This window comes from Campylobacter australis, from assembly GCF_050586305.1.
Taxonomy (GTDB): Bacteria; Campylobacterota; Campylobacteria; order Campylobacterales; family Campylobacteraceae; genus Campylobacter_A.
Map to the genome: position 1 here is coordinate 88,760 of NZ_JAXUAA010000004.1, position 14,030 is coordinate 102,789.

The window sequence follows — 14,030 nt, forward strand, 5'->3', positions numbered from 1 at the left end:
GTAGCAAAAATAAGGGAAAAATATGTTTAAACGATTCAGAAGACTAAGAATCAACCAAAATTTACGCCAGATGATCAAAGAGACTAGCTTAAACGCTACTGATCTAATTTATCCACTATTTGTCGTGCCAGGAAGCGGTATTAAAAAGGAGATTTCATCGATGCCGAGCGTCTTTCAGATGAGCCTGGATGAAATTTTAAAAGAGTGTGAGATAGTGCAAAATTTAGGGATAAGGTCGATAATTTTATTCGGTATTCCAGCCACAAAAGACAGCATAGGCTCAGACGCTCTTAGCGATGATGGCATTATAGCGACGGCTTTAAGGGCGATCAAGGCGAAATTCCCACAGCTTTTTGTCATCACAGATCTTTGCTTTTGCGAATATACCGACCACGGACACTGCGGCATCTTAGATCACATCCACGAAACGGTGGATAACGACGCGACACTTGAAATTTCAGCCAAACAAGCCATTATCCACGCCAAAAACGGAGCCGATATGATCGCTCCAAGCGGTATGATGGATGGCATTATTGCGACTTTAAGAAAGGCTCTTGATGAAAATGGCTATGAAAATTTACCGATCATGAGCTACTCAACTAAATTTGCTTCGGCGTATTATGGACCATTCCGCGATGTGGCTGAGAGTGCGCCTAGTTTTGGGGATCGCAGAAGCTATCAAATGGATAGCGCAAACCGCTTAGAGGCCATAAATGAGAGCCTAGAAGACGAGGCACAAGGGGCGGATATTTTAATGGTAAAACCAGCGCTTGCCTATCTTGATGTGATCCGTGACATTAGGGAGCGAACGCTTTTGCCACTTTGTGTGTATAATGTCAGTGGCGAATACGCAATGCTAAAAGCAGCGGCAAAAGCTGGTGTGATTGATTATGAGCGAGTGATGATGGAGACACTTTTGGCGTTTAAAAGGGCTGGGGCAAATCTAATAATAACATATCACGCAAAGGAAGCAGCGGAAATTTTGCGTAGACAAGGCTTGGCTCGCGAGTGTCTTTAAATGAGTTTGAAATTTAAGTCTGCGATAGGCTTCGTGTCTTATCTTGACTTAAATTTCTGCACAACATTTAAATTCATCTCACGATACTTCGCCTTGTTTTTTGGTGGATTTTGATAAATTTTGAAATTTTGGAGTAAAATGCGACATTTTTTGACACTTGATGATTTTAGTAAAGATGAAATTTTAGAAATTATAAATTTAGGTTTGCAGATAAAAAAAGAGGCAAGAGAGCGAAATTTCAAGCCATATCTAAAAGATCAAAAACTAGCGATGATATTTGAAAAAAGCTCAACCAGAACGCGTGTTAGCTTTGAAGTTGGTATGCATGAGCTTGGCGGAATGGCGCTATTTTTATCAAAAAACGACATACAAATCGGTCGCGGCGAGCCGATTAAAGACACCGCGCGTGTGCTTAGCCGAATGTGCGATATGATAATGGCTCGTGTAAATAGCCATGAAACGCTCGTTGAGCTTGCGAAATTTTCATCTGTGCCAGTCATAAATGGACTAAGTGATAAATTTCATCCGATGCAACTTTTGGCAGATTTTATGACGATATTAGAGTATGGCTGGGAGATAGTAAATATGAGCGTTGCATATATCGGCGATGGTAATAACATGACGCATTCGTGGCTGATGCTAGCGTCTAAGCTTGGTTTTGAGCTTAGAGTCGCCACGCCAAAGGGCTACGAAGTGGATAGTGAAATTTTAGCTCGTGCGATGAAAAACTGCGAAATTTCAGGCGGTAAAATCATCATTACAAACGACCCAAAAGAGGCAGTGCGTGGTGCAACTATTGTAACTACCGATACTTGGGTATCGATGGGGCAAGAGGATGAGAAGGAAAAACGCATCAGGGATTTTGCTGGATTTTGCGTGGATGAAAATTTAATGAGTCTAGCCGATAAAAACGCTACATTTTTACACTGCTTGCCAGCTTATCGTGGATATGAGGTAAGCGAGGCGGTTTTTGAAGCACACGCGGATGAAATTTTTGATGAAGCAGAAAACCGCTTGCACGCACAAAAGGCGGTTATGGTTTGGCTTGATACAAAGAGAAAGTGAAAACATGAACAAGAAAAAGAGCGCATACGAGCAGATTGATGAGATAAGTGCATCGCTTGGATTTGGCGATGATGAGCGAACAATATTTGAGATAGTTCCAGCAAATAGCCCAAATGAACGCTGTTTAAGCCTAAAAAGTGGCTCTTGGGATGGGGCTGAGCCTTGGTTTGGCATTGATGAGAAGCAAAATTTACACACGATGGTTTCGGTAAAATCGCTCTCAACTCTGATCGAAGCACTTAAACGCTCGCAAAAGGAAAATTTTGACCTAAGGCTTGAAAAGACGATATGGCAGAGCATCCCAATAGATTTTGGCGATGTTTGGGCGGTGGCGATGGATGAGGTTAAAAAGGTTTCAAGGCAAAATAATGAGCATGAATTTGGCGTGGATCTTGAAAAACTTTTAAAGGGTATCAAAAAAGAGCACCCAAATTTGTTTGTAGATATGAAAGAGATAATGAAATTAAGGAGAGCAAGAAATGATTGACTTTGATGCCTATGTGAAATACTCACGCCCAGGACCAAGATACACAAGCTATCCAACCGCCTTAGAGTTTAGCCAAAATTTTAGCTATGAAAGCTATGTTAATGAGTTAAAAAACAGAGATAAATCTCGTCCGCTTTCGCTTTATTTGCACTTGCCATTTTGTCGCTCTGCCTGTTATTTTTGCGGCTGTAATGTTATTTATACAAGCAAAGAGGATAAAAAAGAAAGATATATCGAGTATATCGCAAAAGAGCTTGAAATTTTATCTACTCATCTTGATTGTAGTGCTCCTGTTTTACAGCTTCATTTTGGTGGCGGGACTCCGACTTTTTACTCGGCCGAGCAACTAGATCGTATCATAAAACTCATAAAAGCAAAGTTTAAAATTTTTAGTCCAGAGGCTGAAATTTCATGCGAGATCGATCCAAGATTTTTAAACGAAGATCAGATTATGGTGCTTACTTCGCACGGATTTAACCGCATTAGTTATGGTGTGCAAGATTTTGATGAAAAAGTCCAGCAAGAGATACATCGTATCCAGCCATATGAGATCACGAAAAATGCAGTAAATTTAGCACGAAAATACGGCATAAACTCAATAAACATGGATCTTATTTATGGACTTCCGTATCAGACATTTGAGAGCTTTAAAGCGACGCTAAACAAGGCTTTAACGCTTGATCCAGATCGCCTTGCAGTATTTAACTACGCGCATGTGCCTTGGATAAAAAAATCAATGAGAAAATTTGATGAAACTACGCTCCCAAACCCACGAACGAAGCTTGAAATTTTAAAATACACGATCGAGTTTTTTACCCAAAATGGCTATAAAATGATCGGCATGGATCACTTTGCCAAGCCAGATGATGAGCTTTTTGCAGCTCTTGCAAACGGGACTTTGCATAGAAATTTTCAAGGCTATACAACTAAGGGTGGAGCCGATCTGATAGGCATTGGCGTTACTAGTATCGGCGAGTGTGTTAGGCATTATGCACAAAATCACAAGGATATGGACGAGTATGAAAAGGCTATTGATAGTGGGTTGTTGCCTTACTCTCGTGGAGTGCTTTTAAATGATGAAGATTTATTACGAAAAGAAGTTATAATGAATTTGATGAGCAATTTTGCTCTTGACATATCAGATATAGAAGCGAAATTTGGTATCAATTTCAAGCAACATTTTAAAAACGAAATAAAAGAAGCTAAAGTTTTTAGTGAATTTGTCGATATAAACGATACTAAAATACAAGTAAATCAAACTGGTGCTATGCTTATACGCAATATAGCTATGTGTTTTGACGAGTATATGGTAAAATTTAAAGACAGTAAAAGTAGTTTTTCTAAGACAATATAAGTCATTTTTTTTTTTTTTTTTTTTGAAAACATTTACTTTTTTAAAAAAATATTATATAATCGCAGCAAAATTTAAATAAAACTAAGCCTAAAAGGAAAAGGATTTTTTATGAAAAAGGTAGTATCAATAAGCCTGTTTGCAGCGATGGGCATGGCAACTATGGCTAACGCTGAAGACAGTATATATAGGATATATGTTGGCATGTTTGGTGGAAACAGGGATGAGGTCGCCATAGAAAGGGTAACAAGTATTATTAAAGCAAAGATTGGTGATAGTCCAAAATTTGATGTTATTGATAGCTATATAACAGACGCTCAACAAAAGGTGCTTTATGTTGATACTAAGCCAGCTTCAAGAGCTCAAGCTGATGCTTTGGCTGCAGAAGTTAAACAAGCTACGGGATATAATGATATTTTTGTAAAACCAAAAGTTGGCACAAATCCAGTCGCAAAAGTTGATACTCTAGTAATGGCGCAAGAAAGTATGCAAACCCCAGTAGTGGAACCAGCCACACAAACTGCAGAAGTTCAAGAGCCTGCGGTATCTGGAATTTTAACAATTAGAGAAGCAGCACAAAAAGTTTTAGCTGAAAATCCAAAAATAAAAGAGTCAGAGTATAACTATTTTCAAGTAGGCAAAGATCTTAAAATAGCAAAAAGTGCTTATTATCCGACACTTGATCTTCAAGGATCAGTTGGTTATGAAAGAAGAGCACAAGATGAAGGTTTTAGACAGCCACGCAAAAGCGGTGATGGCAGAATCTCGAATGCCAGTCTTACTTTGGTTGAAAATTTATATAACGGCGGCGCTGATAAAAACCGTATAAACTCACAAAGTGCGCGCCTTGACTCGGCAGCTTATACTATAAACCAAGCTGCTGATAGACTTATATTGCAACTTGCAAATGCCTATCTTGAGCTACTTCATACTAAAAAGATTGTAGATATAGAGACTGAGACTGTGGCATCGCATGAGAGAATTTATAATCAAATCAAAGATCGCGCGGCTTCAGGTTTTGGTGTAGCATCAGAAGAGAGACAAGCTGGTTCTCGCTATACACTAGCACAGTCAAATTTGATTGCAGCGCAAAATAACTACGAAGATGCGATTACAACTTTTGAAAAGCTCTATGGGCAAAAAGTTGATGCAGATTCTCTTGTAATGCCTGATTTTAACCTTCCATTGCCAAACAGCGAAATGGAACTACAAGATAAGGCCTTAATGTGTAATCCAGCATTGCTAGTGCAAAGGGCAAATATAGCGATGGCTGAGTCTGTTGTTAAGGAAAAAAATGCTCCATTCTTGCCAAAACTTGATCTAGAGGTTTCTGGTAGATATGATCACTCTACAGTTTTATATGATAATTATGAAGATAAGGCATTTGATACACTTTTGAGACTAAGATATAACCTTTATAACAAAGGTATTGATAAGCTAGATAAAGAAAAGAGCCAGCTGGCTGCTTCACAAGAGCAACAAACACTTGATGTTTTAACGAGGGATCTTAAAGAGAGCCTTAAATTTACATGGCAAAACTACAACTTAGAACAAAAGAAAATGGCTTATTTAAATGAGCATGTTGAGTATGCAAAAGCTACACTTGACTCATATCAAGATGAGTTTAGAATAGGTCGCCGTGATCTTATAAACTTGCTTGATGCCGAGACTGAATACAACACAGCACTAAAAGAAATTCTAAATACTGAAGTAGCTATTCGCTATGCTCAGTATAGGATGCTGGATAATATGGGTATGCTATCTGATAGTTTTGAGCCAGGTTTTGGTAGAAAGTATATTCAGGGTGCGTGCTCTATAGAAAACGACTTAAGATAAGCTAAAGTATGACCCTGAGTAAGGTCAAATTTCTATCATGGGCGGTGATGTCAGCTGCCTTTTTGTTTATATTAGCACTGCATGCGCAAGATTACATTGCGTCGCATATACTAACTCAGCTTGAAAAAAGCTATGGGGATGCTGCTAGAAGAAGAGCTGTAGCATTAAATTCTATGATGAATTCTATCGCAAATGCGAGTGAAAGAGATAAGCTTACTAGGGTTAATGACTTTTTTAATTCATTTAGATGGGTGGATGACTTGAGTGTTTGGGGTCAAAAAGATTATTGGGCAACTAGGACTGAATTTATTGGTAAAGGCGCTGGTGATTGCGAGGACTATGTTATAGCTAAATACTTTACTCTCAAACAACTTGGTGTATCTACAAGTAAGATGTATTTTACATATGTAAAGGCGCTAAAATACAATCAAGCTCATATGGTACTATCATACTATGAAACACCAAAATCAATCCCTCTTGTTTTGGACAACATTAACGGCAATATCAAACCAGCAACTCAAAGAACTGACTTAGCGCCAGTTTATAGCTTTAACGGTGATTCGTTGTTTTTGGCAAAACAAGAAGGATTAGGGCAGGCCGTTCCGGGTGGAAATAAGAAAAATCCAAAATGGCTAGAGCTAGTTGATAAAATGAAAAAAGAGGGACTATGACACTTTTTAAACAGATAATTTTTGCTATCATTACTTTTAGTATTGTTGTTTTTGTTTCGGTTGGGTTTTTAAATTTTAAAAGTCTTGGTAATTATATCGAAACACAACTTGGTACAAATGCTAGCCATACGGCAAATTCGCTTGGACTTTCTATTAAGCCAGTGATTGATCCAAACGATCTTTCTATGGTAGAGGTTATGGTAAATTCTATGTTTGATAGTGGTTATTATCAAGAGATTAGTTTAAAAGATATAGACGGAAATATTTTGGTTGAGAACAAACAGCCACTAAATGTTTATGGTGTCCCATCTTGGTTTATTAATATAGTTAAGCTTGACGCACCTATAGCAGAGTCTGAAGTTATGGCTGGTTGGAGTAAATTTGGCACGCTTTATGTTCAAAGTAGCACAGGTTTGGCATATCAAGAGCTTTATACTAGCTTAAAAAATATCATTTATACATTGCTTACTATATTTGGTGTAGCTTTTGTATTTACACTGTTTGGCTTACAGGCGCTCTTTTCTCCACTCAAAAGTATCCAAAAACAAGCTGAAGCGATACTTGATAATAAATTTATTATACAAAATAAACTACCTTTTACCGTTGATCTAAAACAGATGGTTATGGCGATGAATACCATGGTTGGCAGAGTAAAAGATATCTTTGATAGAGAGTCTCAAACCCTTAATAAATACCAAGAGCTTCTTTATAAAGATGGTATGACTGGGTTATTTAATAGACGATATTTCCAAACAAAGATAAGTGAATTTTTAGGAAGCGAGGAGTATTCTAGCGGCTCTTTGATTATAATCAGTCTAAAAGAACTTACCGCGCTTAAAAACACTCTTGGTTTTGAAAGCTGGAGAAAACTTTGTATCGAAATTTCAGACTCTATCAATGCTCAAACTAAAGCACTCAAGCACTCAACCGTTTTAGCAAGACTAAATGATAATGACTTTGCTATTATCGTTCCTAATGTTACCTCTTTTAGTTTAGAAAATTTTGTTAAAAATAGCTTAGATGATATAAAAGAGATTTTTGCTAAAAACACTACTGTTGAAGGCGATGAGTGTTTAGTACATACTGCACTTGTGGATTACAGTAGCGAAAGTAGCCTAAAGACACTTCTTACTACGGCTGATGTTACGCTTGCTAATGCAAGACTTGGTGAAAATTTTAGTTATAAAATTTATCAAGAGAGTAAAAATACGATGATACTTGGTAGGGAACAATATAAAGAGCTGATTAACAAAGCTATGAATGAGGATAGGTTTAAATTTGCTGTTCAAAAAGTTACTGATGGGGATGATAAATTTATCCAGCATGAGTTATTCTTACGTTTTGTTGATGAGAGCGGAAAATGGCAGATGGTGTCATATTTTATGCCAATGGTAAATGAGCTAAATATTAGTGTAGATCTTGATATTTATATACTCAATCGCGTTGCAAATATGCTTGCAAAAGGCGAGCTTCCAGATACTCCAATAGCTATAAATTTAAGCAAAGAGACGCTTATGGCTGACCCTGCTCGTGAGCTTAAGCTAGAGCAAGCACTTAAGCAAATTTCAATGCACGCAAGACAGAAAATTTATGTGGAAGTGCCAAATAAAGATGATATTAGCTCACAGGCTATCATGAGTCTTGTTAGTAAGCTGCATAAATTTTACTTTGGGCTTGGGCTTGATCATTTTGACTTTAGTGCAAAAAGTATGGCAAAGCTACAAGATATTAATCCAGAATACATCAAGATACAAGCTGGAAATATCATTGACTTTTTAAGTGGCAGCGAGGGTGAACATACCAAAAAGTCGCTTGAAGTTATAGCTCAGTCAAAAGGAATGAAGATTGTTGCTATCGGAGTTGAAAATGAGGAGCAAAAGCAAAAACTCCTTGGCCTAGGTATAACCATTATGCAAGGAATTTATATAGATGATACTAAAAATATTGGATAATAAATGAGTACAAAAAAACAAGATCAGCTTTTAGAATGTTTGGTTATCTTTACCAAACTTCATAATAACCCTTATAGTGCAGACGCCCTAACTGTAGGACTTCCAGTAAAAGATGGCGAAGATGTTGAGCTGTTTTCTCTTAGTAGCTCAAAGTCGCTTTTTAGTCGTGCTGCAGCTCGTGCTGGTTTTGCCTCGACCCTTGTTAGAAAAAATATAGAGGAAATTTCACCACTTGTTTTGCCGTGTATTCTTATGCTTCGTGGTAAGCGTGCGTGCATACTTCAAAAGATAAGTTCTGATAAAAAGAGTGCGACCGTTATCTCGCCAGAGGTTGGAAGTGGGGCGAGTGTAGTTGATGTGGATACTTTGAAAGAGGAATATTTAGGGTATTCATACTACTTAAAGCGCGAATTTGTCCCAGAAGACAGTAGTTCATCACATTTGATTGATACGGGAAATGAGCACTGGTTTTGGGGTACGCTAAAGCGTTCGCGTAAAATTTATGCAGATGTTTTACTTGCTAGTTTTATTATCAGCCTTTTTGTGCTTGCAAGCCCACTCTTTACAATGAATGTATATGATCGCGTCGTTCCAAATAATGCCGTTGAAACGCTTTGGGTTTTAGCCCTTGGTGTTGGTATGGTTTATTTAATAGACTTATTTTTAAAGTTTATACGCTCATATTTTCTTGAAGTTGCTGGCAAAAAGAGCGATATTATCATGAGTTCGCTTATATTTGAGCGTGTTATGGATATGAAATTTAACAACAGACCAAAGTCGGTCGGTTCATTTGCTAACAATATGAAAGAGTTTGATACTATCAAAAATTTCTTCTCATCAGCTTCACTAGTTGCTATTGTTGATCTGCCATTTGCAGTTATATTTTTGATAGTTGTATATTTTATTGGAAGCTATCTTGTAGTAGTTCCTGTGGTTATTATAGCTATAATTTTAATTTATACATTTTCTATAAAAGACCCTCTTCAAAAGGCTATAAAAAGTACATTTGAAGCATCTGCGGCAAAGAGTGGAATTTTGATTGAGAGTCTAAATGCTCTTGAGACTATAAAGACTCTTGGTGCTAGCGGACATGTTCAATGGAACTGGGAGGAAGCTACTGGTGAGATCGCAAACCGCAGTATAAAATCAAAGATGATAACAACATCTATTACAACCATAACGGCGTTTTTAGTTCAGTTAAATACCATAGCTATTATCGTTACTGGTGTGTATATGATAAAAGAGACACACTTAACCATGGGTGCTCTTATCGCTGTTGTTATGTTAAGCTCTCGCGCGATAGCTCCAATGGGTCAAGTTGCTGCGTTAATTGCAAATTTTGAGCAGACAAAAGCAGCATATGAGAGCGTTAATAAAATTATGAATATGCCAGTAGAGCGACCAGAAGGAAAGAAATTTGTCCGTAGAAACTCGTTTGATGGCAAGATAGAATTCAAGAATGTTAGTTTTACATATCCTGATACTACAAAAGGCTCGCTTGATAGGATAAATTTTGTGATAAATGCGGGCGAGAAGGTCGGCATTATAGGACGAAATGGCTCTGGAAAAACAACGATACAAAAGCTTATTTTGGGTCTTTATGCTCCGACTGAAGGTGCAGTATTAATAGATGGTATAGATATTAATCAAATAGACCCAGCCGATCTTAGGCGCAATATAGGCTATGTTCCGCAAGATATTTTGCTGTTTAAAGGAACTGTACGCGAAAATATCGTTCAAAAAGCACCTTATGCTGATGATATGCAAATCATAAAAGCAGCTAAAATAAGTGGTGTTGATGAATATGTAAATGCTCATCCACTTGGCTTTGATATGCCAGTTTTAGAGCGCGGTGATGGTATTAGTGGCGGACAGCGCCAAAGTATAGCGCTTGCTCGTGCATTTTTGCTTGATAGTCCGATAGTATTACTTGATGAGCCAACAAACTCGCTAGATAACACTGTTGAAAATAAGCTAAAAGGAAATTTAAAAATAAATCTCGTTGATAAAACGATGTTGCTTGTTACACACAAAACATCGCTGCTTGAGCTTGTAGATAGGCTTATTGTCGTTGATGCGGGCAAAATTTTACTCGATGGACCAAGAGATGAAGTCTTGGCAAAACTTAGTGGGAAATAATAATGCAAGAAGATAAAATAGAAAAAGAAAATTTACAATCACAAAAAATCCAAGAAACTACTGAAGTTTCAGATGATGTAGCGCAACAAAAAGAGCATATAGATATACAGACACAAGATGCTATAAGTAGCGAAACTTTTGATAGTGTAAAAAGTATAAGAGATAGCATACAAAAGAAAAACTACGATGCTTATGATATTAGATTTATGTCAAGCCTTTCAGAAGCTGTTTTGGCAAAAGCTCCATCAAATTCAAGAAAAGTGCTTTATGCTGTTTTGATAACTGTAGTTTGGCTTGTTGCTTGGGCTTCTCAAGCTGAAATAGACGAGATAACTAGGGGCGATGGCAAGATCATTCCATCAGGTAAAAATCAAGCAGTCCAAAATCTTGAAGGCGGTATAGTTGAACAAATTTTTGTTAAAGAGGGTGATAAGGTAGAAAAAGATCAGATAATTTTAAAAATAGATAATAAAAATTTCTCAAGTAGCTATGGTGAGTCTCAGATTAGACTTGATGAGCTTCAGGCTAAAAAGTTAAGACTAGAAGCTGAGGCAACTGGTAAGGAATTTACCTATGATATGCTAAAAGATTTAAATAATACAAGAGCCATCTCATACGAAATAGGGCTTTATAACTCAAATATATCTCGTTTAAATGAGCAAATTCAGGTATTAAACGAACAGTATCGCCAAAGGCAAAGTGAGCTTAATGAGCTTAGAAACAAAATTTCTCAGACTCAAACAAGCTATGGGCTTGCTGTAAAAGAGCGCGATATTATGGAGCCATTGTTTAGAAAAGGGCTTGTGAGTGAGATAGAATTTTTACAACTTCAAAGAAAGTTAAGTGACTTAAAAGGTGAGCTTGATGCAGCAAGGCTTTCTGTGCCAAGGGTTGAATCAACCATGAAAGAGGTTGAAAATAAAAAGAGCGAAGCTAAAGCAACATTTGAAAGTGCAGCCAGAAAAGAGCTTAGTGAAGTTTCAGCTGAGCTTGCTCGTATAAATGAATCTCAGATAAATCTAAGCGATAGAGTGGAAAGAACTTTTGTGCGTGCGCCAGTAAGTGGTATAGTGAGTAAGCTTATAGTAAATACTGTCTCGGGTGTTATTAAGCCTGGTGAAAATATAGCAGAGATAGTTCCGCTAGAAGATAAGCTTGTTGCTGAGATAAAGGTAAAACCAGCCGATGTTGCGTTTTTAAGACCAAACCTTGAAGCTATGGTAAAATTTACAGCTTATGATTTTAGTATTTATGGTGGATTAAAAGGCAAAGTTACTCAGATAAGTGCAGATACTGAGACAAATGAAAAGACTGGCGAGAGTTACTACTTGGTTCGTGTGGAAACGGAGAAAAACTATCTAGGAACAGAAGAAAAGCCTTTGCATATTATCGTTGGTATGATAGTCAGTGCAGATATTATAACTGGTAAAAAAACAATACTCGATTACATTCTTAAGCCTATATTTAAAGCAAAAAATAATGCTTTAACGGAGAGATAGTGGGACTTTGTGTAAGGTATGATAAAAATTTTAGTGATTACAAGATCACAAAAGCTGGCGATAGTGGACTTATGCTTATCAGTGATGATGAAATTTCAGATATAGTGGATACAAGCGTTAGTGAGCTTTATTTTAAAGATGTAACGAAAAAATTTGATGATCTTTTAGTAAATGAGCAAATTTATGATATAATAATTAAATTTGGCATCGAGATACAATATGCTAAGGAGATTGAAACTTTAAAAATTTTAATACAAGGCTATGATGAAAATAGTGATAATTTAGTATTTGATACTACTTTTTTAAGTAGTCCATATCGATACTCTATTACGGATGATAGTATAGAGGTGAGCATAAATTTGAGCAAGGATAGTGCCGCACATGACTTTTTGCAGAGTTTAGCTTTAAAATGTCGTGCTAATGAAATATACAAAGAGAAGAAAATTTTTGTATATATAAATGGAAATTTGGTTTATGATAAATTTACACATCACAAGATAGGAATTTAAGATGAATGTAGTGTTATGTACAAATAATAATTCACTAAAAAACTTATGGAAGAGTTATAAGATAAAAAAGCTATCAAATATCGTAAAAACTGAAGCTGAGCTTTTAAGTGAGATCAAAAAAAATAAAGAGATCATCATAGGTATCGATATAGGCGCATTATCTGATCCGCAAAAGTTTATAAAAGAAATTTTGGCTACATACTCTGGGGCTAGGATTTTAATACTTGCAAATGAACCAAATTTTGCTTACGGCAAACTACTTTTAACTTATGGAGTAAAAGGATATGCAAACTCTCATATGCAAGAGATACACTTTTGTGATGCCATAAGAGCGATTGCAGACGGAAATGTATGGTTATATCCGGAGTTTATCCAGCAGATGATTGGCGAGCTTACAGGCACCGCTGGAACTGGCGTAAAAAATGATATATTAGCAGAGTTAACACCACGGGAAAAAGAGGTTGCCGAGCTGATTTATAAAGGATATACAAATCAAGAAATTTCAGATCTTTCAGGCATTACTTTACGCACTGTAAAGGCACACGCAGTATCTATATATGCAAAAGCTGGTGTGAAAGATAGGGTAGGTCTGGTTCTTGCTATGCAACAACAAGATGCTTAAGTTTATTTTATGCATATTGCTTTTCTCTCATACTATTTTTGCCAAAGAGTATGTACTCTCTTCATCAGCCCTAAACGCCTGTAAAAATGATGAGCGATGTAAAAATATTTTAAAACACTATGAAAATTTTATGAACAAGATTAAAAATGAAAATTTTACTCGTAAGGTCGAACTTGTAAATGACTATATTAACACCATGATGCCACGATATGATGATTTTTATAATACAAATATCGATATTTGGAGCACAAGGGCTCAGTTTTTGCAAACTGGTGGAGGAGATTGTGAGGAGTATGCTATAAGTAAAAAAGAGAGTTTAAAAGATCTTGGTATTACAAATGAACACTGCTTGCTTGTGGTTAAAGAGAAATTTTCTAGTGGCTATCATATGGTCTTAGCGCTTTGGGAAAATCCAAAAAAAGAGCCGTTAATATTAGACAATCTTAGCTTTAAAGTTCTGCCAATTTCTAAGCGCTATGATCTTGAGCCAAAATACTGTTTAAAAGATGAAAAATACTATAAAATTGCAAAAGATGGCAAAAGTCTAGAGCCACTAAATATTAGGATAGAAGCCTATGAAAAGCTCATTGAAAAAGAAAAAAGAGAGAATTTTTGGAGGCGTTAGTTTCCACTCTTTTTGTTTGATAAATTTGCATTTATATTTTCTTTATTAATCTGAATTTCCTCTTTATTTTTTTCAATCATTTTTCTGTTTTCTTTGATATTGGCACGATTTTCCTCAACAAGTTTGCCGAGTACATTTATCCTTTTTTCATATTTTATCATCAAAAAATAAATAGCGTATATGAGTATAAGTATGATTATCCATGGCAGGTATTGCATTTTTAACCTTTTAAATTTTCTATAATTATATAATTTTT

The 14,030-nt window shown here is 36.4% G+C and carries 13 protein-coding genes; 12 read left to right on the forward strand and 1 reads right to left on the reverse strand.

The window, feature by feature from the left end:
* Positions 1-22 precede the first annotated feature (22 nt).
* The 12 genes from hemB to U5B17_RS06775 all read left to right on the forward strand — a co-directional run bounded on the left by hemB (position 23) and on the right by U5B17_RS06775 (position 13,774).
* Positions 23-1,018, forward strand: coding sequence for a porphobilinogen synthase (hemB, locus tag U5B17_RS06720; RefSeq protein WP_430804582.1), 996 nt, complete (start codon positions 23-25; stop codon positions 1,016-1,018).
* A 138-nt stretch (positions 1,019-1,156) separates the two neighbouring features.
* On the forward strand, positions 1,157-2,083 hold the full coding sequence (gene argF, locus U5B17_RS06725) for an ornithine carbamoyltransferase (RefSeq protein ID WP_430804583.1): 927 nt from the start codon (positions 1,157-1,159) through the stop codon (positions 2,081-2,083).
* 4 nt (positions 2,084-2,087) lie between these two features.
* Positions 2,088-2,570: a DUF2603 domain-containing protein gene (locus U5B17_RS06730; RefSeq protein WP_430804650.1), complete on the forward strand. Its 483-nt coding sequence runs from the start codon at positions 2,088-2,090 to the stop codon at positions 2,568-2,570.
* The gene (gene hemN / locus U5B17_RS06735; RefSeq protein ID WP_430804584.1) at positions 2,563-3,924 is read left to right on the forward strand and encodes an oxygen-independent coproporphyrinogen III oxidase; all 1,362 of its coding nucleotides are present in this window, start codon (positions 2,563-2,565) and stop codon (positions 3,922-3,924) included. Before U5B17_RS06730 ends, hemN begins: the two co-directional genes overlap by 8 nt.
* Positions 3,925-4,032: 108 nt before the next feature.
* A complete protein-coding gene (locus U5B17_RS06740) occupies positions 4,033-5,757 on the forward strand; it encodes a TolC family protein (protein WP_430804585.1) in 1,725 nt (574 codons plus the stop codon).
* 8 nt (positions 5,758-5,765) lie between these two features.
* A complete protein-coding gene (locus U5B17_RS06745; protein ID WP_430804586.1) occupies positions 5,766-6,428 on the forward strand; it encodes a transglutaminase-like cysteine peptidase in 663 nt (220 codons plus the stop codon).
* Positions 6,425-8,380, forward strand: coding sequence for a bifunctional diguanylate cyclase/phosphodiesterase (locus tag U5B17_RS06750; protein ID WP_430804587.1), 1,956 nt, complete (start codon positions 6,425-6,427; stop codon positions 8,378-8,380). The genes U5B17_RS06745 and U5B17_RS06750 overlap by 4 nt, the downstream gene beginning before the upstream one ends.
* Positions 8,381-8,383: 3 nt before the next feature.
* On the forward strand, positions 8,384-10,519 hold the full coding sequence (locus U5B17_RS06755; protein WP_430804588.1) for a type I secretion system permease/ATPase: 2,136 nt from the start codon (positions 8,384-8,386) through the stop codon (positions 10,517-10,519).
* A gap of 2 nt (positions 10,520-10,521) precedes the next feature.
* A complete protein-coding gene (locus tag U5B17_RS06760; RefSeq protein ID WP_430804589.1) occupies positions 10,522-12,018 on the forward strand; it encodes an HlyD family type I secretion periplasmic adaptor subunit in 1,497 nt (498 codons plus the stop codon).
* A complete protein-coding gene (locus U5B17_RS06765) occupies positions 12,018-12,527 on the forward strand; it encodes a DUF5416 family protein (RefSeq protein WP_430804590.1) in 510 nt (169 codons plus the stop codon). Before U5B17_RS06760 ends, U5B17_RS06765 begins: the two co-directional genes overlap by 1 nt.
* A gap of 1 nt (position 12,528) precedes the next feature.
* Positions 12,529-13,149, forward strand: a complete 621-nt coding sequence (locus tag U5B17_RS06770; RefSeq protein ID WP_430804591.1) for a response regulator transcription factor — start codon at positions 12,529-12,531, stop codon at positions 13,147-13,149.
* A complete protein-coding gene (locus U5B17_RS06775) occupies positions 13,142-13,774 on the forward strand; it encodes a transglutaminase-like cysteine peptidase (protein ID WP_430804592.1) in 633 nt (210 codons plus the stop codon). Before U5B17_RS06770 ends, U5B17_RS06775 begins: the two co-directional genes overlap by 8 nt.
* On the opposite strand, the gene U5B17_RS06780 is transcribed toward U5B17_RS06775, so the two are convergent.
* Positions 13,771-13,992 carry a hypothetical protein gene (locus tag U5B17_RS06780; protein WP_430804593.1) on the reverse strand — a complete coding sequence of 74 codons (222 nt, stop codon included), beginning with the start codon at positions 13,990-13,992 and terminating at the stop codon, positions 13,771-13,773. The genes U5B17_RS06775 and U5B17_RS06780 overlap by 4 nt on opposite strands.
* Positions 13,993-14,030: the final 38 nt, after the last annotated feature.

What these genes read in the sequence shown, in the direction of transcription:
- hemB (WP_430804582.1), top strand. Translation starts at nt 23, where the DNA reads ATGTTTAAACGATTCAGAAGACTAAGAATCAACCAAAATTTACGCCAG.
- argF (WP_430804583.1), top strand. Translation starts at nt 1,157, where the DNA reads ATGCGACATTTTTTGACACTTGATGATTTTAGTAAAGATGAAATTTTA.
- U5B17_RS06730 (WP_430804650.1), top strand. Translation starts at nt 2,088, where the DNA reads ATGAACAAGAAAAAGAGCGCATACGAGCAGATTGATGAGATAAGTGCA.
- hemN (WP_430804584.1), top strand. Translation starts at nt 2,563, where the DNA reads ATGATTGACTTTGATGCCTATGTGAAATACTCACGCCCAGGACCAAGA.
- U5B17_RS06740 (WP_430804585.1), top strand. Translation starts at nt 4,033, where the DNA reads ATGAAAAAGGTAGTATCAATAAGCCTGTTTGCAGCGATGGGCATGGCA.
- U5B17_RS06745 (WP_430804586.1), top strand. Translation starts at nt 5,766, where the DNA reads ATGACCCTGAGTAAGGTCAAATTTCTATCATGGGCGGTGATGTCAGCT.
- U5B17_RS06750 (WP_430804587.1), top strand. Translation starts at nt 6,425, where the DNA reads ATGACACTTTTTAAACAGATAATTTTTGCTATCATTACTTTTAGTATT.
- U5B17_RS06755 (WP_430804588.1), top strand. Translation starts at nt 8,384, where the DNA reads ATGAGTACAAAAAAACAAGATCAGCTTTTAGAATGTTTGGTTATCTTT.
- U5B17_RS06760 (WP_430804589.1), top strand. Translation starts at nt 10,522, where the DNA reads ATGCAAGAAGATAAAATAGAAAAAGAAAATTTACAATCACAAAAAATC.
- U5B17_RS06770 (WP_430804591.1), top strand. Translation starts at nt 12,529, where the DNA reads ATGAATGTAGTGTTATGTACAAATAATAATTCACTAAAAAACTTATGG.
- U5B17_RS06775 (WP_430804592.1), top strand. Translation starts at nt 13,142, where the DNA reads ATGCTTAAGTTTATTTTATGCATATTGCTTTTCTCTCATACTATTTTT.
- U5B17_RS06780 (WP_430804593.1), bottom strand. Translation starts at nt 13,992, where the DNA reads ATGCAATACCTGCCATGGATAATCATACTTATACTCATATACGCTATT.